Below are 20,058 nucleotides of genomic sequence, written 5' to 3' on the forward strand. Positions count from 1 at the left end.
GCACCTGTCCCGTGCCAACACCGCGTGGGACCGGTTCGGCTTGGAGATGCTCGACGTCCGGGGCCGGCTCTACAGCGAGGACGACGTCCTCGTCGACGCCGGCGCCCCGACCGCCGATGGCCCCAGATCCGGGCCGCGGTGAGGGACCTTGTCGAGCATCTCGCCCAGCACCACGATCGTCGCGCCGCCGACCCCCACGACGGGCTGGCCCAGCGCCTCGACCACGACGCCGCCGCCCAGCAACTGCGCCGGGCAGCGGCGGCCTTGGCATGACGGTCGGCTTCTGGCACGCGCAGGCGCAGCGGGCGGTGCGCGCGGCCACTGCGGCGATGAGCGGACGTTGCGCGAGCACCGCTGCTGAGATCAACGCCCTGGTTGGTGCCCGATCTGATCTCCACCACCAGCTGGCCAGGGTCACTGAGTTGCTGGTCGGCGGCCGGCCCGCCGCCGAGGTGCCGGACCGGGCGGCGGCTGCGTTTATTCTCGAGCGACACGGGCAGAGCCTGACCAGGTCCTACGTGGGGTTGCGGGCCGCTGCAATGGTGGCCGAGCAGTACCCGCCGGCGCCGGTCGTCACCACCGGTCCTGCGCGCTCCCTACGCCGAGCCGCTGACGCGGTCGGCGTCATGGGCGACATCATCGCCAGCCCCGTCCCGCTGGAACAGCGTCCAGGGACACCGGAGGGGGGCGCCATTCGGGCCGGCGGAGGCGTCCAAAGGGCGGTGGGCGACCTCGCCCAGCTCACCGTCGACGCCGTGCGACTCGACGGCAGGCTGCCCGCCTGGCTGGACCAGGATGGACCGGCGGCGCAGACGTACCGCCCGGTGGCGGAGACCGCCAGGTGGACAACCGGCAGTCGGCTCGGCGCCGTGCACCGAGATGGCCGCGATGCTGCCGCGAGTACCCCTCCGCCTCGATGCTGGTCGAGGTCGACGCCCGGACCGGGTTCACCGACCACCTGGTGCACGCTGGCGGCAGGGCAAACCGGCCAGCGGAGCTGAAACGCAACCTGATGTACGTGATCGTCGCCGAGGCCACGAACAGGGGCCTGACCGCGTTGGCCGAGTCGCGCGGGGTGCCCCTACTGCTGGACCTTGGCGTTCGTACCATTGGACGAGGAGAGGCGAGTGGGGGGACGTAGGGCGCCGTCGAGTGAGCACAGGACCATCGCGAGCGCTTGATGACGAGAAGCTGCGACATCGCGGGCGTAGCTGTCCGCAGCGTAGAGCATCGACCACAACAGGCTCTGGACCCACAGCGGCGTCAGCGCCGGATTGATGCTGTCGTCAGCATGCCCGCGCTGCACGACCTCGACCAGCGCGGCTTCGACGTCACCTGTATCGCGCCACTCCGGTCGGTCGCTGAGCAGTGGGCCGAACACGAGGCTGAGCACCGGGCCAAGATCGAACAGTTCCCGCGATGCCCGTAGCAGCGCCTCACGGGCGTCGCCTTCGGTCAGTCCGGCCCGCTGGAGGGCTGCGGAGATTCGCACGGCAGCCTCGCCGGATATGGCGTCCACGAGGCTGGCTCGATCCGGGTAGTAGCGGTGCAGGGTCGTGCGTCCGACCTCGGCGGCTGAAGCGATCTCACTCAACGGCGCATCGGGGCGTCGACCGAGCAGCTGCATCGCGGCATCGAGGATGGCCCGGTTCGTACGTGCGGATACGCCAGAACGATCATGGTGCGTGTTCACCCATGCAAGATATGCCCTGCGCCATTATGGAGCTTGCGCAGCCCGATACGGAACACTAGTGTTCCATCCTCGGGTGAGCCTCGACGCCTCACTCTCCCCGACCATTGCGCGCGAACAGGAGCGTGATCATGGCCAGACTCGCCGAGCGTCACATGGAGAACGCTGATGGAGAGTGGTTCATCGACCGCCGGTGTATCAGTTGCGGTGCCTCGTCGTCCGTCGCACCGAACCTGGTCGCGCCCGCCTCGGACGGCAAGTTCGTCATCGCCCGCCAGCCCTCGGGGCAAGAGGAAGTTCGCCTGGCTCAGATGGCTGCGGAGCTCTGCCCCACTCGCTCCATCGGCACCCGGTCGCGGCTGCAGTGGAGCCCGCACCACCCGCTAGCGCTGACTCATGGCGTCTGGCGATGCGGAGGCAACGCCTGGGCATCAGCCGGCGGCAACAGCTATCTGGTGCAACGCCCCGACGGCAACATCCTCGTTGACGCGCCACGCTGGAGTGCCCGCCTGGCTCACCGCCTCGACGAACTCGGTGGCATAGCGACGATCCTAATCACCCACGCTGACGATGTCGCCGACGCCGAACGCTACTCCGAATGCTTCGATGCGCCGGTATGGATCCACGAGGGCGACCACGGCGCAGCGCCCTTCGCCGCCCTCACCGGCACTGGCAATGAGCCGATCGAACTGGCGCCCGGAGCGTTGGTAATCCCCACACCCGGACACACCCGCGGCCACGTCATGCTGCTCATCGACGCCACCATGCTTCTCACCGGTGACTCCCTCGCCTGGGATCCCGCCCGAGCCGACCTATGGGCAGAGGAAGCGGTGTGCTGGCACTCCTGGCCCGAACAACTTGCGTCGCTCGAACGCCTCCTGGATCACCGCTTCGAGCAGATCATCCCCTCCCACGGCGCGATCAGCCCTCGCATGACAGCCGAGCACATGCATCACCGCCTAGCTGCCCTTCTCGACCACCTGCGTGTTTAACCTGCGAACACTGCACGCCCGGCAAGGTGCCGTGTGTAGCGACTCGGGTCTAGCTACTTGACCGTTGGTTTCTCGCTGGAAGCTACGCCTGGGCCAACAGACACGCACCCCTACCGCCTCGCCTCCAGCCATGATCGGCGATTAGCGCAGGGATCGGATAGCTGTACTCCGCCGGTGCAGGATGATTTGTCACGTTAGATGCTTACTGGACACCGGAGTCCTGGCCCAGACATCCACCGCAAAGTAGCGGCCAGGGCCTGGTGATCGTGGTCATGTGCTCTCTGCCGTTGCAGCCTGCTCGTCGTGTTCGCGCAGCACGCATGACGGTGGTGGGCGACGGGTGCTGCCCCTTCTTCCCATCCGTGGTAGGGGTGCTGCCCATGGCCGTCCTGGGGCTTCAGGCCACGCCTCCTTTCAAGGTTGGCGTGATCAGCAGTCATGATCTTCAATGAGTAATGCCGCGGTCAGTGCCTACGTGCGAACGGGGTCGGGGCGTGGTTGACATGGTCCGACGGCTGACCGGGACCAGCACCCCGTCCTGGCGGCACCGGTGAACCTTCCGACGATCCTCGACCTCATCGCCGAACGCGAGGCCACCGCGAGTCAGACCGCCAACCGGCTGGGGGAGCAGATCACCACACTCACCGCTGAACTCGCCCAGATCGAGCGTGAGCTGGCCGACCTGGCGACCACCCGCACCACACTGCGCGGGCTCACCGCAGCCGAATTCACCGCTGATGATCCGACCATCGCCAGCGCCCCGTATTAGCAGATCCTGGCCATTCTCGACACCACGGCCACCGGCATGCGAGCCAAGGACATCTGCATCGCGCTCGGGTAGAGCCCTCACCAAAGCACGTCGAAGGCGCCCGCGCGAAGCTGAAAACGCATGGTCGACCGCCAGGTCCTGCCCGAAGACAAGCCCGAGTATTCACACTCGCCCCGAAACGTACCTGAACTTCCGAAGCGCCCTCTGACATCTGTGTGAGGGCACCGCCTTGACAGGTTCGCGGCGTGCGCCAACCAACACCCGTACGCTCTGCGCTCACCTCTGACGGGGACTGACTCCCACCACGGTCAGGGCGAGTAGTCGGTCCGCCTCGGTAGCGGGGTCCGGATGGTGTTCCGTGGCCAGGGCGATACCGGTGATCAGCATGATCAGGTCGGTGATGGTCACGCCGGGCGTCAGCGCGCCATCGTCCGTTGCGCGGCGTACCAGTGGTTCGCCCGCCTCGGTGAGCTGCGCCGAAGCGCAGTGCTCGTGCGCCTCGGCGGGGTCCGCCGCGCTGTCGCGGGTCAGTGCGATGGCCAGTCCTCGGATGGTCGCGGCGGACGCGGTGACGGCACTGAGCCATTCCAGCAGCGCGGCCCGGGTATCGGCTCTGCCGCCCAGGTTGCGGGCGTGCGCGCACAGGGTCTCGATCCGTTCACGGAAGACCGCCTCCAGCAGTGCGTGGCGGCTGGGAAAGTGCCGGCGCACCGTGGCTGACCCGACTCCCGCAAGGCGGGCGATCTGTTCCAGGGATGCGTCGGCGCCGTGTGCGGCGATCTCCTGCTCGGCCACGGCGAGCAGGCGCGCGTAGTTGCGCCGGGCGTCTGCACGCTGGACTGGCATTGGTCACCTCGAAGGTTTGCTAAGTGGCGGGGCCCTCCGTATAGTAGCCAAGCACAAACGGTGGGGCCCGCCGTTTAATAGCTGCGCAATCCAGGAGGAGCCCTCATGCCCACCGATCCCGCACCCGTCCTGGTCATCGGCGCCACCGGACAGCAGGGTGGCGCCACCACCCGTGCCCTGCTCGCGGCGGGCGTTCCCGTCCGGGCGCTGGTCCGCAACCCCGCCACCGACCGGGCGAGGGCCGTCGAAGCGCTCGGTGCCGAACTGGTCATCGGCGACCTCGACGATCGCGACTCGCTGGTCAGGGCCGCGCAAGGAGCCCGAGCCGTCTTCTCGGTGCAGATGCCCGCGATGAACGGGGCCTCCATCGACTTCGAGGGTGAGCTGATCCAGGCCGTCAACCTGATCGAGGGCGCGCTGGCCGCGAAAGTGCCGCAGTTCGTGCACACGTCCGTCTCCGGCGCCGGACAGCACACCGAGACCACCGGCTGGGCCGAAGGGCGCTGGGCGCCCCTGGAGCCCTACTACGCCACCAAGACCAGCATCCAGAACCGGGTACGCGAGGCGGGCTTCACGCACTGGACGCTCATCAAGCCGGGCTGGTTCATGGAGAACTTCCTGCCCTCCTCGGCGTACCTCTTCCCCCGGGGCGTCGAGGGCGGCTTGGCGACTGTGCTGAAGCCGCAGACCCGGCTCTCCCTCGTCGCGGTCGATGACATCGGCAGTGCGGCCGCCGCGGCCATCGCCGAACCCGATCGGTTCAACGGGGTCGAGCTGGAACTGGCCAGCGACTACCTGACCATGACGGAAATCTCCAAGATCCTGTCCCGTGCACTGGGCACCGAGCTGACCGCGCCGGAGATGACCGAGGAGGAAGCGATCGCCGCGGGAATGCCGGTGTGGGCAGGCGCCTCACACGCACACATGAACGTGGCCGGGCAACCCGCCCGCCCGGAATTCGCCCGAGCCCTCGGCATCCCCCTCACGACCTTCGAGGAATGGACGCACGAACACCTCCGGGCCACAGCCTGACCCGGTCCGGGGCACTCGCTCTGTCCACCGGTCCAGCCGTCATCCTCAGCGCTCCCGGGCGCTGCCACGGTCCCGCGATCATCGCCGGCACGGCACCGCCGTACCGGCGATGATCGCCCGCGCCGGGACTTCTCCTTGCTGCTCAGCCCAGCCAGCCCAGGGATCGCCTCAATTTCCTTCTGTCTCTTCTTCCGGGCAGTAGCTACCCGGGTTCTGCAGAGGCGGCAGCGCGGTACGGAGGGCGGGGACCAGGTGACTGCAAGACACGGCCAGGACATAGCCCAGTCGGTGTTCGCGCAGATGAGCGCGGAAGGCGCTGCTGTTGCCGTAGGCCTCGTCCGCGGCCGCGTACCCAGCGTCGAGGGCTGCGGTGATCATGTCGGCGGCCAGCTCGGGCTTCGTCGAGAACTCCACCTCGGCGGGGACCCCGGCGCCCGGGCAGCGGTCCCGGTCATCGGTCCAGGACACCGGCAGGTAGACCCGGCGGTCGATCAGCGTGTGCCCATGCCGGCTGGCGTAGCCGCAGAACACCCCCACCTGCGCGTTCTCGATCCTGCCGGCGGTGCCGGTGTATTGGCGTTGCACCTCGACCGAGTGCACACCCTTCTTCAGGTCCCCGGTCTCGTCGACGGCCAAGAACCTGTCCGGGTCACCGAACCGGGCCACGACCACGTCCCGCAGATCGTCGCGGACGGCGTCGGCGTCCCACACCGCCCGATACAACAACCTCTGCATCGCATCCGGCCGGGCATGACCGGCCTGCTCCGCCAACTGCCAACACGTCTTGACCTCGATGTCGGACAGCAGCCCCGACACGAACGCCGTCGCCGTGCGACGCGGCTCGACCCGCCCGAACCGTCCCGCGAACGCATCGCACACCCCGGCCAGGACCTTCCTCCACCGGGCAGGGTTTACGCTCTGGCACGCGGCCACCGCCAGATCTGAAAGGGGTGGGCCGGGCGGATCCCCTGGGGCTACCCGCGGGCGGCGTCGGCCCCGCGCGGGGCGACGAAGACCTTGTCGGCCCGCCCGCCGGCCTGCGCCGCAAGTGCCTGCGAGACCTCCTCCAGCCCGAAGAACGCCGGCCGCAGCCGGTCCAGGCCGAGCGTCGGCAGCATGCCCACCGCGCGGTGATGGGTGTACGGGTTGATGACCGCGCCCACGATGGTCAGCTCGCGCGCGAAGACCTCGTTGGGGCGCACCCGCGCCTCCTCGTCCGGTCGGGCGACGCCGAAGACCAGGATCCGGCCACCCCGGCTGGCCATGCCGATCGCGGACTCCAGCAGGCGCGCCGAGCCGACGGCGTCGACGACGTACGGGAAGCCGAGGCCGCCGGTCAGGGCCCGGGCCGCCGCCTCGCTGGCCGGGTCACCCGGATCGAGGGCGGCGTCGGCCCCCATGCGCAGCGCGAGGTCGCGGCGGTCCGGGCGGGGATCCATGACGACGACGGGGGCGAGCCCGCGGGAGCGGGCCAGCGTCACCATCATCGCGCCCGCCGGGCCGGCGCCGTAGACGAGCACGGGCAGGCCGGAGCGGGGCGCGAGCTGGTCCATGCCGTGGATGCAGCACGCGAGCGGTTCGGTGAGGGCCCCGATCCACGGCGGCGTGGCCGGCGGCAGCCGGTAGGCGATCCGCGCCGGCACGACCATGCGCTCGGTCATCCCGCCGTCGAGCCGCACGCCGTAGCCCCGCTTGGCGTCGCAGAGGTGCTCCTGCCCCAGCCGGCAGTACGCGCAGGCGGTGCAGTAGTCGTGCGGCTCGACGGTCACCAGGTCGCCGGGCGTGAGCCGGTCGACCCCGGTGCCCACCTCCCGTACCCGCCCGCAGACCTCGTGGCCCAGCACGACCGGCGAGGCCGCGGGGAAGCTGCCGCCGACGATGTGGCTGTCCGTGCCGCAGACCCCGACGGCCAGGGGCTCGATGGCCACCTCGCCGGAACCCGGGGCGCGCGCGGGCAGGCGCTCGACGCGTACGTCGCCCGGACCGTGACACCGTACGGCGGTGATCGTGCGGGCGTCAGTAAGCGGCACGCAGCAGCTCCTTGAGTCGTCGGATGTGCGCCCGGGCGGCCTCGCCCGCGGCGTCGGGGTCACCCGAGCAGAGCGCCTCGAAGATGGCCTGGTGGTCGGCGACGGCCTGGGCCATGCCTCCGGTGAGGCTGGTCGAACGCATCGCGATCAGGACCCGACTCTGGACGCCGTCGAGCATCCGGGTCAGCACGGGGCTCTGCGCGGCCTGCCGGATCTCCCGGTGGAACGCGGCGTCGAGTTCGATGTGGCGGGCGAAGTCGCCGTCCGCCGCGACCTGCCGGTGCTCGGTGAGCAGGGCGAGCAGGCGGCGGCGCAGCGCCGGGGTGTACCGCTGCGCGGCCAGCCGGGCCACCGCCCACTCCAGGGCCTCGCGGGCCTCGTAGAGGCTGACCAGCTCCTCTCCCTCGATGCGGGCGACCACCGCGCCGCGGTTGAGGGTCTCGCGCGCCAGTTCGTCCTGCACCAGGCGGATCACCGCGTCGCGCACGGGGCTGCGGCTCACCCGGAACTCCTCGGCCAACGCGGGGACGCTCAGCCGGGTGCCGGGCCGCAGCTCGCCCGAGATGATCCGGTCGCGCAGCGTCCGGTAGAGCAGCTCGCCGACCCGCTCACCGGTCTGGGGGTCCGCTTCCTGCGCGGGCGCCGGCAGCGTCGCGGCGGGGGGCCGGGGCATGGAAGGTGGCGTCACTGCGTCCTCACTCGTGTGGCTCGGGCCCGACCGGCACCGCGGCGAGGAACGCGGCGGCGAATCCGCGATAGTTCGCGGCGACCGCCGCCACCGCCTGAGGGCGGGCCAGGTCCCCGGCGAGCAGCCCGCGCAGCGCGTCCCACCAGATGCTACGCCCGATAGCGAAGCCGGTGAATCCGGCGGCGGCGGCGTCGGCGAGCCACCCCTCGACCCGTGCCGCCGGCGCGTTGGCGCCGAGCAGGATGCACTCGCCGCCGGCCTCGGCCGCGATCCGGGCCGCGGTGCGGTAGTGCTCCCGCCGGTCGAGGTGCTCCAGCTTCCAGACGTCCACCGGCACCTCGTCGAGCAGCTCGGTCATCGCGCGGTGCACCAGGGCGGGACGCAGTTCCCGCTCGAACCGTCCCGGGTCGCCGCCGACGGCGTCCAGCTGCGCGGGCGTGGGGGGCACGAGCAGCTCGAACAGGAAACGGCCACCGGAGTCACGCACCGCCGCCGAGACCTCGGCCAGTCGGGCGCGCTGGACCCGGTTGCCGGCGGCGTCGCCCTCGACGTTGTAGCGGACCAGGACCTTGGGCAGCTCGGGCTGGTGGTGCTCCAGGTGGGACTTCAGGTCGGCCGGTTCGGACTCGTAGATCTCGCAGCCGCCACGTTCCAGCGGCATGCTCACGGTCACGCCGTTGGCGTGTGCCCGCTCGGCCACGCCGGGGCCGAGCGTCGCGTCGACGAGGATGCCGGCATGCGCGGCGAGCCCCGGCTCGTCGGCGAGCGCCGCGAGGAGCCCCTCCACCACCATGTGCTTGCCGTCGGTGATCGCCGCGCGTTGGCTGCGCGTGGCGGTGCCGGTGTGGCCGTAGAGCGCCTGGGTGAGCCAGGGACGCTGGTCGACCGCGAGGATGAGCAGGTGCTGCGGCTGGTTCATGGGGCGTCCTCCGACACGATGCAGGGTTTGAAGTAGTCGCCGGCGACGAAGCGGGCGAAGGCGTCGGGCAGTTCGGCGAGGGTCACCGGCACCGTCAACCGGTCCCGCAGCGCGGCGCCGTGGTCGCGCAGCAGGTCCCAGTTCGCCTCGACCTCGCTGGTGGGGAAGTAGAAGGAACGCACCGTGTAGCAGTCGGTGCGCCGCCAGCGGGGCGTCGCGGGCATCGTGTAGGGCTCGTCGGACTCGCCGAGGGCGATCACCGCGCCGCCGGGCGCGACCACCCGCTGCGCGGTCTCCCGCGCCGCGGCGGCGCCGCTGACCTCGACCACCAGGTCGTACTGGTTCTCCGCCGCCAGGTCGCCCGCGGCGCGGGCGCCCAGCTCGACGGCGGTGGACAGGCGACCCTCGTGCGGGTCGAAGGCGTCGACCTCGCCGACGCCGAAGGCGCCCGCCACGGCGATGACGCCGAGGCCCAACGGCCCGGCGCCGATGACCAGCGCCCGGTCCACGCCGTCGGGTTGGGTGCGCTGCCACAGCCGCAGGGCGTGCGCGGCGGTGCCGACGGTGTCCAGGCCCAGCACCGCCGTGTCCAGCGGCACGTCGTCGGGCACCGGCAGCAGGCAGCGGGCGGGCACGTCCACGTGCTCGGCGAACCCGCCGTCGCGCTGCCAGCCGATCAGCTCCCGCAGGTGCAGGCACTGGTTGGTGCGCCCGGCGGCGCAGCGGCGGCACGTACCGCAGAAGACCGGGATGTAGACGATGCCGCGCGTCCCGACGGGCACGGCGACGTCCGCGCCGACGTCGATCACGGTGCCGGCGATCTCGTGTCCCGGCACCACGGGCGAACCCGACCGCAGCAGCCGCTTGTCCGAGCCGCAGAGGGCGCAGACGTCGACGCGGACGCGTACCTGCCCGTCCGCGACCGGGCCGAGCGTGGCCCGCTCGAAGTCGATCCGACCGTCGCCCAGGAAGCGGGCACGGACACTGGTGGTCGTCACTTGACGGCACCTCCGGTGATTCCACGCACCAGCCACCGCTGCGCGAAGATCGTCAGCAGCAGGGCCGGCGCTGAGATGAGCGTGCTGGCGGCCATCAGACCGCCGAAGTCGTTCGATCCCTGGCCGATGAAGTTGAAGGCGATGACCGTCAGCGGCAGCGTCTGGTCGTTGGCGAGCGCCAGGGCGAACAGGAAGTAGTTCCAGGAGAAGACGAAGCTGAGCGTCAGCGCCACCGAGACGCCGGGCAGGGCCAGCGGCAGCACCACCATGCGGAACCGCTGCCAGGTGGAGGCCCCGTCGATGAGCGTGGACTCCTCGATGCTGATCGGGATCTCCTCGAAGAACGGGATCAGCAGCCAGATGCACAGCGGCAGGGTGACGATCAGGTGCGCCACGACGAGCAGGGCGTAGTTGAGCCCGGTGTTCGACGGGGCGTCGATGCGGATGGAGAGCACGAACAGCGGAAGGACGAACAGCACGCCGGGCGCCATCCGGGCGAGCAGGGTGACGAAGCCCAGCGTGTTCAGCTGCCGCCGGACGATCACGTACGCGGCCGGGGCGCCCAGCACCAGGCCGAGCAGGGTGGAGCCGCCGGCGACGATGAAGCTGTTGGCGATGTAGCGGCCGAACTCGAACCGCTCGAACAGGTTGGTGAAGTTCTCCAGCGTCAGCGGCGAGGCCACGTCGAACAGGGAACCGGTGATGTCGACGTTGCGCCGCAGCGACGACCAGAGCATGAACAGCACCGGGCCGAAGAAGACCACGGCGAACAGGAAGTACGCGGTGTAGACGCCGACCAGCCGCTTGCCCGCGCTCATTTCGCGGCCCTCCTTCGTACCAGGGTGAAGACGGCGGCGATCAGCACGACGAGCACCAGCAGGGCGATCTGCAGGGTGGCGGCGTAGCTGGGTTCCTGGTCGATGAACGCCTCGTTGTAGCCGTACACGTTGAGGCTGTTCGTCGAGTCGACCGGCCCGCCCTGGGTCATGATGTAGATGGTGTCGAAGAACCGGACCAGGTCGACGGTGCGCAGCAGCATCGCGACGATGAGCACCGGCCGCAGCAGGGGCAGACCGATGTTCCACGCCGTACGCCAGCCGCTGGCCCCGTCGATGGCCGCCGCCTCGAACGGCTCCTCCGGCAGCGACCGGATGCCCGCGGAGATGATCAGCGCCATGAACGGCGTCCACTGCCAGATGTCCACCAGCGCGATCGACCAGGGCGCGATCGACGGGTCGCCGAGCCAGACCACGGGGTCGATCCCGACGACGGCCAGCAGCTCGTTGGCCGCCCCCAGCGACGGATCCATGATCAGCAGCCAGAGCAGGCCGACCGCCACCGACGCGGTGATCGCCGGGATGAGCATCATGCCCTGGAAGACGCGCCGACCCGGCACGTCGAGGCTCATCACGTAGCCGAGCGCGAGGCCCAGCACGGTCTCCACGGCGAGGCACACCACGAAGAGGAAGAGCGTCACCTTCAGGGAGTTGTAGAAGGCCGGGTCGGCGAACATCCGGGCGTAGTTGTCGAACCCGAGGAAGCCCGCGTTCGTACCGTCGGAGAGCCGGTCGGTCACCGACAACCAGACGGTGTACGCGATCGGCAGCAGGACCAGCAGGGCGGTGACCACCGCGGCCGGCACCACGAAGGGCCAGATTCCCCGGGCCGTCGGATGCACCGTCCTTCTCGGCCGGCGCCCCGCCCCCCGCCCCGCGGGGGCGGGGCGGGGGCCGGTCGGGCGTTTCGTCATCGTGTCGGTGCTCATGAGGCTCCTACTCGCGGTTCTTCGCCAGCAGCGGGGTGAGGCCGTCCTGGATTTGCTTGGCCGCTTCCTCGGCGCTCGCGCGGCCGAGGATCACCGTGCCCACCGCGTCGCCGATGACCTTGCGCATCTCGGCGGCCGCGACACCGACCGGGCCGACCTCGGTGTCACCGTCGGTCTGGGCCTTCGCCAGCACGGTGTTCCACTGCTTGAGCGTCTCGGTGTTGAGGGTGGCGGTGTAGGCGGGATCCTTGCTGACCGAGGTGCGCGGCGGGGCGATGCCGGACTTGGTGAGCTCCAGCTGGGTCTTCGCGCTGGTGGCCCACTGCACGAACTTCCACGCGGCGTCCTTGTTCTTCGAGAACGAGGAGACCGCCAGGCCCCAGGAGAGCACGGTGGTCTTCGAGCCGGCGGCGCCGGCCGGGAAGTCGAGGACGCCGATCTTGTCGGCGACCTTGGAGGTCTTGGGGTCGATGATGCTGCTGACCTCGTTGCTCGACTCCAGCTCCATGGCGGCGTTGCCGGCGGCGAAGAGGGCCGAGGACTGGGTGAAGGTGTTGTTGACGACGCCGGGCGGGCCGTAGTCGCGGGCCAGGGTGGCGTACCGGTTGATCGCCTCGACCGCCTTGGGGTCGTCGAAGTTGGGCGTGCCGTCGGGCTTGGTCCAGCTCACGCCCTGCGAGTGCAGGAACGGGCCGAAGGTGAACGGCAGCGCCGCGGACTGTCCGCGCAACGCGATGGGGGTGACGCTGCCGCCGGACTTCTGCTTGATCGTCTCGGCGGCGGTGGTCAGCTCGTCGAGCGTCTTCGGCGGCGTGACGCCGTACTGCTCGAACAGGTCGGTGCGGTAGTACAGCACCACGCCCTCGACGTTGATCGGCGCCGCGATCAGCTTGTCGTCGACGGTCATGCCGGCCCGCACGGCGGTCGGGAAGTCGTCGACGGCGTAGTCGGCGCCCGCCTTGCTGACGTGCTCGTCGAGCGGCTCGTAGTAGTTGGACTTGGCGAACTGCGGGCCCTCGCGGGAGGGCAGCGTCATGAACACGTCCATCGAGGAGCTGCGCGACTGGAGGTTGAGCTGCACCTTGTCGCGCATCTGCTGCTCGGCGAACGTCTGGACCTTCACCGTGACGCCCGACTCCTTCTCGAAGTCGTCGATCAACGGCTCGATGGCCCGCTGCCAGGGGTGGTTGGACATGATCAGGTTGATCTCGTTGGCGGAGCCGGCGGAGTCCGAGCCGCAGCCGGCGGTGAGCCCGCCGACCAGGGCCAGGGCGAGCGCCGCGCTCAGGTACCTGTGCCGCATGTGCCTGCCTTTCGATGGAGGGGTCACTCAGGCGATGAGAGGGGTGAGCCAGTCGTGGAAGTCGTCGAGGTCGGCGGGATCGGTCGTGCGCCACCGCGCGGGCACCGGTCGGGTCCGACCGGCGACCTCGGCCAGCGGCACCGGGTCGTACCCGGCGGTGTAGGGCTCGGTGCCGACGCGGTGCAGGCCGACCATGAGTCCGCTTCGCCGGTCCGCGAGCAGCCGCGCGGCCTGCCGTCCGGCCTCGGCCGCCTCCCGGCGGTCGACGTCGCCGGCCAGGGCGCCCGCCGAGCGCTGCACCATGCCGAGGACCTCGCCGCGGGCGGCGACCCCGAGTTCGGCGGTGACCAGCGCGGCGAGCCGGCGGGACACCCCGCCCAGCAGGATCCGGGTGTGGTTGGCCGCCTCGAAGGGCTCGTCGGTCAGCTCGCGGGCGGCGCCCTCGCTGGTCACCACGAACGCGCGACCGTGCGCGTCGATGGCGTCGGCGACCCGGCGCAGGAAGTCCGCCCGGTCGAACGGCACCTCCGGCAGCAGGACGAGGTGCGGTGCGTGGGCCGGGTCCTCCCGGTGCCACGTCGCGGCCAGCGCCAACCAGCCCACCGACCGGCCCAGGGTCTCCACGATGCGCACCGGCTCGATCGCCCGCATCGCCGCGTGGTCGCGGGCGAGGTCGGGCACGACCCGGGTCAGGTAGCGCGCGGCGGAGCCGAAGCCGGGGCAGTGGTCGACGCCGACCAGGTCGTTGTCGACGGTCTTGGGGATGCCGGCGGTGCACAGGGGCAACCCGGCCTGCTCGGCGCGTTCGGTGAGGGCCCGCAGCAGCGCCATCGTGCCGTTGCCGCCGATCAGGGCGACCCCGTCGACGCGGTGCGCGGCGAGTGTCGCGACCGCCGCGTCGAGGTCGTCGCCGGTGACCGCCCGGCGGCCGGCGCCGAGCCAGGATCCGCCGCGGCTGGTCCACGCGGGCGGGACGTCGGCGAGGGTGACCGGGGTGAGCCGGCCGTCGACGAGGCCGTCGGGGCCCCCGCGCAGGGCGAGGACCTCGTGCCCCCCGGCGCCCTCCAGGAAGCCGCGCAGGCTCGCGTTGACGACGGCGGTCGGCGCGCCGGTCTGGCCGATGAGCAGGCGCATGACGCTCAGGCCCCCGCCGGCCGGGAGGCGACGCTGAGGTAGGTCTGGAACGCCTCCAGGCCCGGCCGGCCGCCCTCGTAGCCGATGCCGGAGTCGCCGAGTCCGCCGAACGGCACCCACGGCGTGTTCGGTGTGCCCGTGTTGATCCCGACGATGCCGGCGTGCAGCCGGTTGGCTACCGCCCGCGCGGCGTCCAGGTCGGTGCCGCACACGTAGCCGGCGAGCCCGTAGCCCGTGGCGTGGTGCACCGCCAACGCCTCGTCGAGGTCGTCGTAGACGTGCACCGGCGCGACCGGCCCGAAGATCTCGCCGGTCATGGCGCGGCTGTCCACGGGCGCGTCGAGCAGCACCGTCGGGGCGGCGTAGTGCCCGGCGGCCGGTGCCGCCCCGCCCGGCGCGACGGCACGGGCGCCCTTGGCGACGGCCTCGTCGACCAGGTCGGCCATGCGCGCCGGGTCGCCGGCCGGGGCGAGCGGGCCGATGTCGGTGCCGGGGTCCCGGGGGTCGCCGACGCGCAGGGCGCGGCTGGCCGCGACGAACGCCTCGACGAAGCCGCCGGCCACCTCCCGGGCGACCAGGATCTGGTTCGCCGCGATGCAGGACTGGCCGTTGTTGCGGTACTTCGCCACCATCAGCGTCTGCGCCGCGGCCTGCGGGTCGGCGTCGGGGAGGACGACGAACGGCGCGCAACCACCCAGCTCCATGACGGTACGCAGGAACCGCGGCGCCGCCTGGGCGGCGACCAGGCGACCGACCCGGGTCGACCCGGTGAACGAGACCGCCCGCACCGCCGGGGCCGCGAGCCACGGGGAGACCACGTCGGCCGGGGTGCCGAGCACGGTGCCGAGCACCCCGTCGGGCAGGTGCCGCTCGCACACCGCGGCGAGCACCATCGACGACAGGGGAGCCAGCTCCGAGGGCTTGAACAGCACCGGGCAGCCGGCGGCGAGCGCCGGGGCGATCTTCCGGGCGGGGATCGAGACCGGGAAGTTCCACGGGGTGAGCACGGCCGCGACCCCGACCGGCCGGGCGGCGACCCGGTGCTCGTGCTGCGGCACCACCGTCAGCCGCTCCTCGTCCTGCCGTTCGACGAGGTCGGCCATGACCCGGAAGTACGTCACGGTCAGCCCCAGCTCGGCGGTGGACTCGGCCAGCCGCTTGCCGGTCTCCCGGGTGATCAGCGCGGCCCAGTCCGCTCCGGTGGCCAGGGCCTCGATGTCGTCGGCGATGGCCCGCAGGGCGGCGGCGCGCTGCGTCACCGGGGTGGCCGCCCAGGCCGGCAGCGCCCCGGTGGCGGCGGTGAGCGCGTCGGCGGCGTCGGCCGGGCCACCCGTGGCGACCTCGGCGAAGGCCGTCCCGGTGGACGGGTCGACGACGGGCAGCGCCGGCGCCCGCGTGGCGGCGTCCGGGACCGCCCGGCCGCCGATGCGCACCGCGCTCCGGGTTGCCAGGACCTCGTCGACGATCGGGGAATCGGTCACGACTGCTGCTCCTCGTACGGGTCGAGCTGGTCCGGATCGAGGTCGATACCGAGACCGGGGCGGTGAGGCACGGTGACCGTGCCGTGTGCGGTCAGGAACTCGTCGGCGGCCCGGCGCAGCGGGTTGGAACGGACGTCCCACTCGACGAGGGACGTCGCGGCGCTGCTGGCGGCCACCTGCACGGTCGCGGCGGTCGCGATCGCGCCGTTGTACAGATGCGGGTTGACGGTCTTGCCGGCGGCCTCGGCGGCTGCGAGCACCGTCAGGTACTCGCTGATCCCGCCGACCTTGGTGAGGTCCGGTTGCAGGATGGTGACGCCGCTGCCCCGCAGGTACGGGATGAAGGCCGCGGCGCCGTAGAGGTTCTCGCCGGTGGCCAGGGGCATGCCGGTGCGGGCGCCGAGTTCGTCCAGTTCCTCCGGGCGGTCGCCGGCGAGCGGCTCCTCGACCCAGGCGACGCCCAGGTCGGCCAGCGCCGGCAGCATCCGCAGCGCCTCGGGCAGCGACCACGCCTGGTTGGCGTCGGCGAAGATCTGCGTCCGGTCGCCGAGGACGCGTCGTGCGGCGCGGACGTTGGCCAGGTCCCGGTCGCGGCCGAAGCCGACCTTGACCTTCACGGCGGTCAGCCCGAGCGCCGCGCACTGTGCCGCGGTCTCCGCGACCCCGTCGGGACCGAGGCTGGAGCCGTAGACGGGCAGCTCGGTGCGGGGGTGCGTGGCGAGCAGCGACGCCAGGCTCCGCCCGGCGTGCCGGGCGGCCAGGTCCCACAGCGCGATGTCGACCGCGCTCACCGCCTGGTGGATCGGGCCGGGGGCGCCCCACTGGCGGCCCAGCGGGCCCAGCTTCGCCATCAGCGCCCGTTGCGTCCCGGCGGGGTCGACCGGCCGCGTGCCGAGCAGCAGCGGCGCCACGCCCTCCCTGATCGTGGCGACGCGCTCGCGCCAGGCCCAGGACGGATAGTTGGCCCAGCTCTCGCCGACGCCGACCGAACCGTCGGCCAGCTCGACCTCGACCAGCACCATCACGCGGTGGGTCAGGGGGGCGAAGGACATCGCGATCTGCTCGGCGGGCCGGGCGCGGAACACCCGGCAGCGCACGTCGGCGACGGGGACGTCGGGCAGCCGCACGGTGTCCACCGGGCGGTCGGCCCGGCCAGCCGCGGGGCCGGCCGGGCCGACCGCGTCCGGGGCGTGCTGCAGATCTCCGCTGAGTCCCATGAGGCCTCTCTCACACTTGTGAAGAACTGCATGCAGTTCTAGCCGCCGTTCATCGGCCCGTCAAGGGCTGGAAACAAAACTGGGACGACCCGGCGACGGGCGGGAAGGGCGAAAAAGGACGACGCGCACCGCGACGGGACACGTCACCGTGCGATGCGGTGGGAGGCGACCCGGGTGCCGAAGCCGCGCTCGGTGAAGTTGAGGCCGTTGCGGACCGCGCGGCAGGTGACGGCCGGGCCGGGGAGGATCAGGCGGTGATGACGCGGATGCCGTTGCGCCGTACGGCCGTCGCGACCGCCTCGGGCAGCGGCGCGTCGACGACCATGCTGTCGATCCGGTCGAGCCCGCAGACCTGCACCGGAGCGGTGGAGGTCAACTTGCTCGCGTCGACCACCAGGACGATCTCGTCGGCGATCTCCATCAGGGCGTGCTTGGCGCTGAGCTCGATCTCCGAGCGCACGTAGACCCCGCGCTCGTCGACGGCGCCGGCGCCGAGGAACAGCATCCGGATCCGCAGGCGGCGGGTCAGGTCGAGGGCGGCGAAGCCGACCAGCGCCTGGTTGTCGTGCAGCAGCTCGCCGCCGATCCCGATCACCCGGGCGCGCGGCCGCGACAGCATGTGCCCCAGCACCGGCACCGAGTGCGTGACCACGCACCCCTCGAACTCGGCGGGCAGGGCGTGCGCCACCTCGGCCGCGGTGGTCCCGCTGTCGATGCCGATGGTGTCGCCGGGCTGCACCAGGCGGGCGGCGGCCGCCCCGATGGCCAGTTTGGCCTCGGTGTGGGTCTGGGCCCGGGAGGCGAAGCCGGGACCGGCGACGCCGCCCGGCGGCAGGCTGACCCCGCCGTGCACGAGGGTCACCTCGTGGGACTCCGCGAGCTGACGCAGGTCGCGGCGGACGGTCATCTGCGAGACGCCGAGCTGGGCGCTGAGCTCCGCCACGGAGAGGAAGCCCGCCCGCCGCAGCGCCACCATGATCTGCGTGCGGCGCCGGGGGGCGCTCTCGTAACGGGACGTCTGCACGCTCATGCCGGGCCCTCCTGCCGGATGTCACCCCACGGGGCTCGGTGGAGAGTTTAGAGCAACCTGGGGATGTTATTTTTCTACCATCCGATGGTAGGTTGCCAACGTCCTTTGGTAATTCTGGGAGGTACCATGACCGTCGCCACCGTGTCGCCCACCGTCCTGGCCCGCCCCTCCGGCGGCTACGCCATGCTCGCCGTCGACCAGCGGGAGGCCCTGCGGGCGATGTTCGCCGCCCACCAGAGCCAGCCGGTGACCGACGCGCAGATCACCGACTTCAAGGTCGCGGCCGCCCGCGCGCTGAGCCCGCACGCCTCGGCGATCCTCGTCGACAAGCAGTTCGGCTGGGACGCCGTCATCGCGCAGGAGGCCGTCGCCCCCGAGTGCGCCCTGATCGCCGCCGCCGACCGCTTCACCGCCAGCGCCACCGAGTTCGTCGCCGACGTCGCCATCGACGACGACGTCGACCCCGCCGCCGTACGCGCCCAGGGCGCCAAGGCGCTCAAGCTGCTCGTGCTCTGGCGCCCCGACGAGGACCCCGCCGCCCGGATCGCCCTGGTGACGGACTTCGTGCGGCGGTGCCGCGACAACGGACTCGTCAGCATCATCGAGCCGGTGTCCCGCGCCCCCCGCCAGGGCGGCGCCTTCGACCACGACGCCGGCATCCTCGCCGCCGCCAGGGAGCTCGGATCGCTCGGCGCCGACCTCTACAAGGCCGAGGTCCCCACCGCCGGGCAGGGCACCCCCGCGGAGATCGTCGCCGGCTGCACCCGGCTGAGCGAGTCCATCGCCGGGCCCTGGGTGGTGCTGTCGTCCGGCGTACCCGCCGAGCTCTTCCCCGACGCCGTCCGCCTCGCCTGCCAGGCCGGCGCGTCGGGCTTCCTCGCGGGCCGGGCCATCTGGGCGTCGGTCGTCGGCAGCCCGACGATGGCCGACGACCTGCGGACCATCTCCGTGGACCGGCTGCGCCGCCTCTGCGACGTGGTTGACGACGCCGTGTCCCGCTGACGGTGGCCCTCCTCGGCGCCGCCCTCGCGGTGGTGGCGGTCGCCCTCGGGGCGGCCATGCAGCGGGTCACCGGGCTCGGCTTCGCGCTGGTCGCGGCGCCGTTCCTGGTCATCATCCTCGGCCCCTTCACCGGTGTCGTGCTGGCGAACCTGCTCTCCGCCGCGATCAACCTCGTCGTCCTGGCCTCGACCTTCCGAGCCCTGAACGGCAGGCTGGCCGTGGAGATGATCGTCGGCGTCGTGGTCGCCGTCCCCCTCGGCGCCTGGGTGGTGGCGTCCCTGCCCGGACCGCTGCTGCTCATCGGCGTCGGGTCGATCACGGCGGTCTCCGTCGCCTGGGTCGCCCGGGGCAACCCGCTGCGGTTCCTGCGCCGCCGAGGCGGGCCGGTGTTCTCGGGCTTCACCTCCGGGTTCTTCAACACCACCGCGGGCACCGGCGGGCCGCCCCTGGCCGTCTACGCGGTGAGCACCGACTGGGGCCAGCGCAGCTTCGTGCCGACCGTGCAGCTCGTCGGCCTGGTCACCAACGTGCTGTCGCTGGCCGCCAAGGGCACGCCAGCGCTGTCCTGGCCCCTGCTGCTGGCCTGCGGTGTGGCGATGACGGTCGGCATCGCCGCAGGCCAGCTCCTGTCCCGCTGGCTGCCGGAGGAGCGGGCCCGGCGGTCGGTCATCGCTTTGGCGTTGATCGGCAGCATCATCGCCGTCGGAAAGGGAGTGACCGCCCTGTGGTAGTCGACACCGGCGACGACACCTCCTCGCGGGCGGACCGGCGACGCCGGTGGCCCGGCCGGGTCTTCGACACCGGCGTCGACCCCGACCCCCGGTTCAGCCTCGCCAACGAGCGGACCTTCCTGGCCTGGATCCGCACCTCGCTGGCGCTCTTCGCGGCGGGGATCGCTCTCGAGGCGCTGGCCCTGCCCATCGCGCCCGGGCTGCGCCGGGCGGCGGCCGTCGTCCTGATCGTGCTCGGCGCCGCGGCGCCGGTGCAGGCGTGGCTCGGCTGGCTGCGCACGGAGGCGGCGCTGCGCCTCGGCCGGAGCCTGCCGCCACCCGCGCTGGCGATGCCGCTCGGCCTGGGACTGGTCGCGGCGGCCGGACTGATCCTGCTCGGCCTCGTCCGGTGAGCCGCGCCGCCGCGCCCGGCATGTGGACCGATCGGCGTC

21 protein-coding genes and 1 pseudogene are annotated in these 20,058 nt (G+C 71.9%); 8 read left to right on the plus strand and 14 right to left on the minus strand.

Annotated elements, in window-relative coordinates; genetic code table 11:
• Positions 1-138 precede the first annotated feature (138 nt).
• Positions 139-273, plus strand: a complete 135-nt coding sequence (locus AB0G13_RS18555) for a hypothetical protein (protein WP_357875683.1) — start codon at positions 139-141, stop codon at positions 271-273.
• Positions 274-876: 603 nt separating this feature from the next.
• A pseudogene (locus tag AB0G13_RS18560) lies at positions 877-1,081 on the plus strand (Tn3 family transposase); the annotation flags it as partial.
• Here the strand turns inward: AB0G13_RS18560 and AB0G13_RS18565 are convergent.
• Positions 1,082-1,693 carry a TetR/AcrR family transcriptional regulator gene (locus AB0G13_RS18565; protein ID WP_357875685.1) on the minus strand — a complete coding sequence of 204 codons (612 nt, stop codon included), beginning with the start codon at positions 1,691-1,693 and terminating at the stop codon, positions 1,082-1,084.
• Positions 1,694-1,821: 128 nt separating this feature from the next.
• On the opposite strand from AB0G13_RS18565, the gene AB0G13_RS18570 reads away from it, so the two are divergent.
• Both AB0G13_RS18570 and AB0G13_RS18575 read left to right on the plus strand, forming a co-directional pair.
• Positions 1,822-2,682 (plus strand): MBL fold metallo-hydrolase, encoded by an 861-nt coding sequence (locus tag AB0G13_RS18570; protein ID WP_357875687.1) that lies wholly within the window; start codon positions 1,822-1,824, stop codon positions 2,680-2,682.
• A 550-nt stretch (positions 2,683-3,232) separates the two neighbouring features.
• On the plus strand, positions 3,233-3,451 hold the full coding sequence (locus AB0G13_RS18575; RefSeq protein WP_357875689.1) for a hypothetical protein: 219 nt from the start codon (positions 3,233-3,235) through the stop codon (positions 3,449-3,451).
• 276 nt (positions 3,452-3,727) lie between these two features.
• Here the strand turns inward: AB0G13_RS18575 and AB0G13_RS18580 are convergent, their stop codons facing one another.
• A complete protein-coding gene (locus tag AB0G13_RS18580) occupies positions 3,728-4,297 on the minus strand; it encodes a TetR/AcrR family transcriptional regulator (RefSeq protein WP_357875691.1) in 570 nt (189 codons plus the stop codon).
• A gap of 105 nt (positions 4,298-4,402) precedes the next feature.
• Here AB0G13_RS18580 and AB0G13_RS18585 point away from each other — a divergent pair, with 105 nt between their 5' ends.
• Entirely contained in the window at positions 4,403-5,329 is a 927-nt protein-coding gene (locus AB0G13_RS18585) for an NmrA family NAD(P)-binding protein (RefSeq protein ID WP_357875693.1), read from the plus strand.
• A gap of 168 nt (positions 5,330-5,497) precedes the next feature.
• Here AB0G13_RS18585 and AB0G13_RS18590 read toward each other — a convergent pair whose 3' ends face one another.
• From AB0G13_RS18590 to AB0G13_RS18645, 12 genes are all read right to left on the minus strand, one after another.
• Positions 5,498-6,208, minus strand: a complete 711-nt coding sequence (locus tag AB0G13_RS18590; RefSeq protein WP_357875695.1) for an IS701 family transposase — start codon at positions 6,206-6,208, stop codon at positions 5,498-5,500.
• Between the two features lie 95 nt (positions 6,209-6,303).
• Positions 6,304-7,359: an alcohol dehydrogenase catalytic domain-containing protein gene (locus tag AB0G13_RS18595; RefSeq protein ID WP_357875697.1), complete on the minus strand. Its 1,056-nt coding sequence runs from the start codon at positions 7,357-7,359 to the stop codon at positions 6,304-6,306.
• Positions 7,346-8,032, minus strand: a complete 687-nt coding sequence (locus AB0G13_RS18600; RefSeq protein ID WP_357875699.1) for a GntR family transcriptional regulator — start codon at positions 8,030-8,032, stop codon at positions 7,346-7,348. Before AB0G13_RS18600 ends, AB0G13_RS18595 begins: the two co-directional genes overlap by 14 nt.
• A 22-nt stretch (positions 8,033-8,054) precedes the next feature.
• Positions 8,055-8,966 carry a 2-deoxy-5-keto-D-gluconate 6-phosphate aldolase domain-containing protein gene (locus tag AB0G13_RS18605; protein ID WP_357875701.1) on the minus strand — a complete coding sequence of 304 codons (912 nt, stop codon included), beginning with the start codon at positions 8,964-8,966 and terminating at the stop codon, positions 8,055-8,057.
• Positions 8,963-9,964 carry an alcohol dehydrogenase catalytic domain-containing protein gene (locus AB0G13_RS18610; RefSeq protein WP_357875703.1) on the minus strand — a complete coding sequence of 334 codons (1,002 nt, stop codon included), beginning with the start codon at positions 9,962-9,964 and terminating at the stop codon, positions 8,963-8,965. Before AB0G13_RS18610 ends, AB0G13_RS18605 begins: the two co-directional genes overlap by 4 nt.
• A complete protein-coding gene (locus AB0G13_RS18615; RefSeq protein ID WP_357875705.1) occupies positions 9,961-10,782 on the minus strand; it encodes a carbohydrate ABC transporter permease in 822 nt (273 codons plus the stop codon). The genes AB0G13_RS18610 and AB0G13_RS18615 overlap by 4 nt, the downstream gene beginning before the upstream one ends.
• Positions 10,779-11,729, minus strand: coding sequence for a sugar ABC transporter permease (locus AB0G13_RS18620; protein ID WP_357875707.1), 951 nt, complete (start codon positions 11,727-11,729; stop codon positions 10,779-10,781). Before AB0G13_RS18620 ends, AB0G13_RS18615 begins: the two co-directional genes overlap by 4 nt.
• A 7-nt stretch (positions 11,730-11,736) precedes the next feature.
• Complete coding sequence (locus AB0G13_RS18625; RefSeq protein WP_357875709.1) at positions 11,737-13,032, minus strand: sugar ABC transporter substrate-binding protein; 1,296 nt, start codon at positions 13,030-13,032, stop codon at positions 11,737-11,739.
• 27 nt (positions 13,033-13,059) lie between these two features.
• Positions 13,060-14,166 carry a diphosphate--fructose-6-phosphate 1-phosphotransferase gene (locus AB0G13_RS18630; RefSeq protein ID WP_357875711.1) on the minus strand — a complete coding sequence of 369 codons (1,107 nt, stop codon included), beginning with the start codon at positions 14,164-14,166 and terminating at the stop codon, positions 13,060-13,062.
• A 5-nt stretch (positions 14,167-14,171) separates the two neighbouring features.
• Entirely contained in the window at positions 14,172-15,647 is a 1,476-nt protein-coding gene (locus tag AB0G13_RS18635; protein ID WP_357875713.1) for an aldehyde dehydrogenase family protein, read from the minus strand.
• Entirely contained in the window at positions 15,644-16,864 is a 1,221-nt protein-coding gene (locus tag AB0G13_RS18640) for a mandelate racemase/muconate lactonizing enzyme family protein (protein WP_357875715.1), read from the minus strand. The genes AB0G13_RS18635 and AB0G13_RS18640 overlap by 4 nt, the downstream gene beginning before the upstream one ends.
• A gap of 247 nt (positions 16,865-17,111) precedes the next feature.
• Positions 17,112-17,894, minus strand: a complete 783-nt coding sequence (locus AB0G13_RS18645; protein WP_357875717.1) for a DeoR/GlpR family DNA-binding transcription regulator — start codon at positions 17,892-17,894, stop codon at positions 17,112-17,114.
• A 126-nt stretch (positions 17,895-18,020) separates the two neighbouring features.
• On the opposite strand from AB0G13_RS18645, the gene AB0G13_RS18650 reads away from it, so the two are divergent.
• From AB0G13_RS18650 to AB0G13_RS18660, 3 genes are read left to right on the plus strand one after another with little or no spacing between them, the layout of a single operon-like run.
• Positions 18,021-18,896 carry a hypothetical protein gene (locus tag AB0G13_RS18650; protein WP_357875719.1) on the plus strand — a complete coding sequence of 292 codons (876 nt, stop codon included), beginning with the start codon at positions 18,021-18,023 and terminating at the stop codon, positions 18,894-18,896.
• Between the two features lie 2 nt (positions 18,897-18,898).
• Complete coding sequence (locus AB0G13_RS18655) at positions 18,899-19,627, plus strand: sulfite exporter TauE/SafE family protein (RefSeq protein WP_357875721.1); 729 nt, start codon at positions 18,899-18,901, stop codon at positions 19,625-19,627.
• On the plus strand, positions 19,621-20,019 hold the full coding sequence (locus AB0G13_RS18660; protein ID WP_357875723.1) for a DUF202 domain-containing protein: 399 nt from the start codon (positions 19,621-19,623) through the stop codon (positions 20,017-20,019). The genes AB0G13_RS18655 and AB0G13_RS18660 overlap by 7 nt, the downstream gene beginning before the upstream one ends.
• Positions 20,020-20,058 lie beyond the last annotated feature (39 nt).

Source organism: Micromonospora sp. NPDC023633 (assembly GCF_040640035.1).
Lineage (GTDB): Bacteria > Actinomycetota > Actinomycetes > Mycobacteriales > Micromonosporaceae > Micromonospora.

Bases quoted from the DNA above. Each gene is read 5' to 3' on its own strand.
- AB0G13_RS18570 (WP_357875687.1), top strand. From the start codon at position 1,822: ATGGCCAGACTCGCCGAGCGTCACATGGAGAACGCTGATGGAGAGTGG.
- AB0G13_RS18580 (WP_357875691.1), bottom strand. From the start codon at position 4,297: ATGCCAGTCCAGCGTGCAGACGCCCGGCGCAACTACGCGCGCCTGCTC.
- AB0G13_RS18585 (WP_357875693.1), top strand. From the start codon at position 4,403: ATGCCCACCGATCCCGCACCCGTCCTGGTCATCGGCGCCACCGGACAG.
- AB0G13_RS18600 (WP_357875699.1), bottom strand. From the start codon at position 8,032: ATGCCCCGGCCCCCCGCCGCGACGCTGCCGGCGCCCGCGCAGGAAGCG.
- AB0G13_RS18605 (WP_357875701.1), bottom strand. From the start codon at position 8,966: ATGAACCAGCCGCAGCACCTGCTCATCCTCGCGGTCGACCAGCGTCCC.
- AB0G13_RS18615 (WP_357875705.1), bottom strand. From the start codon at position 10,782: ATGAGCGCGGGCAAGCGGCTGGTCGGCGTCTACACCGCGTACTTCCTG.
- AB0G13_RS18620 (WP_357875707.1), bottom strand. From the start codon at position 11,729: ATGAGCACCGACACGATGACGAAACGCCCGACCGGCCCCCGCCCCGCC.
- AB0G13_RS18625 (WP_357875709.1), bottom strand. From the start codon at position 13,032: ATGCGGCACAGGTACCTGAGCGCGGCGCTCGCCCTGGCCCTGGTCGGC.
- AB0G13_RS18630 (WP_357875711.1), bottom strand. From the start codon at position 14,166: ATGCGCCTGCTCATCGGCCAGACCGGCGCGCCGACCGCCGTCGTCAAC.
- AB0G13_RS18640 (WP_357875715.1), bottom strand. From the start codon at position 16,864: ATGGGACTCAGCGGAGATCTGCAGCACGCCCCGGACGCGGTCGGCCCG.
- AB0G13_RS18645 (WP_357875717.1), bottom strand. From the start codon at position 17,894: ATGAGCGTGCAGACGTCCCGTTACGAGAGCGCCCCCCGGCGCCGCACG.
- AB0G13_RS18650 (WP_357875719.1), top strand. From the start codon at position 18,021: ATGACCGTCGCCACCGTGTCGCCCACCGTCCTGGCCCGCCCCTCCGGC.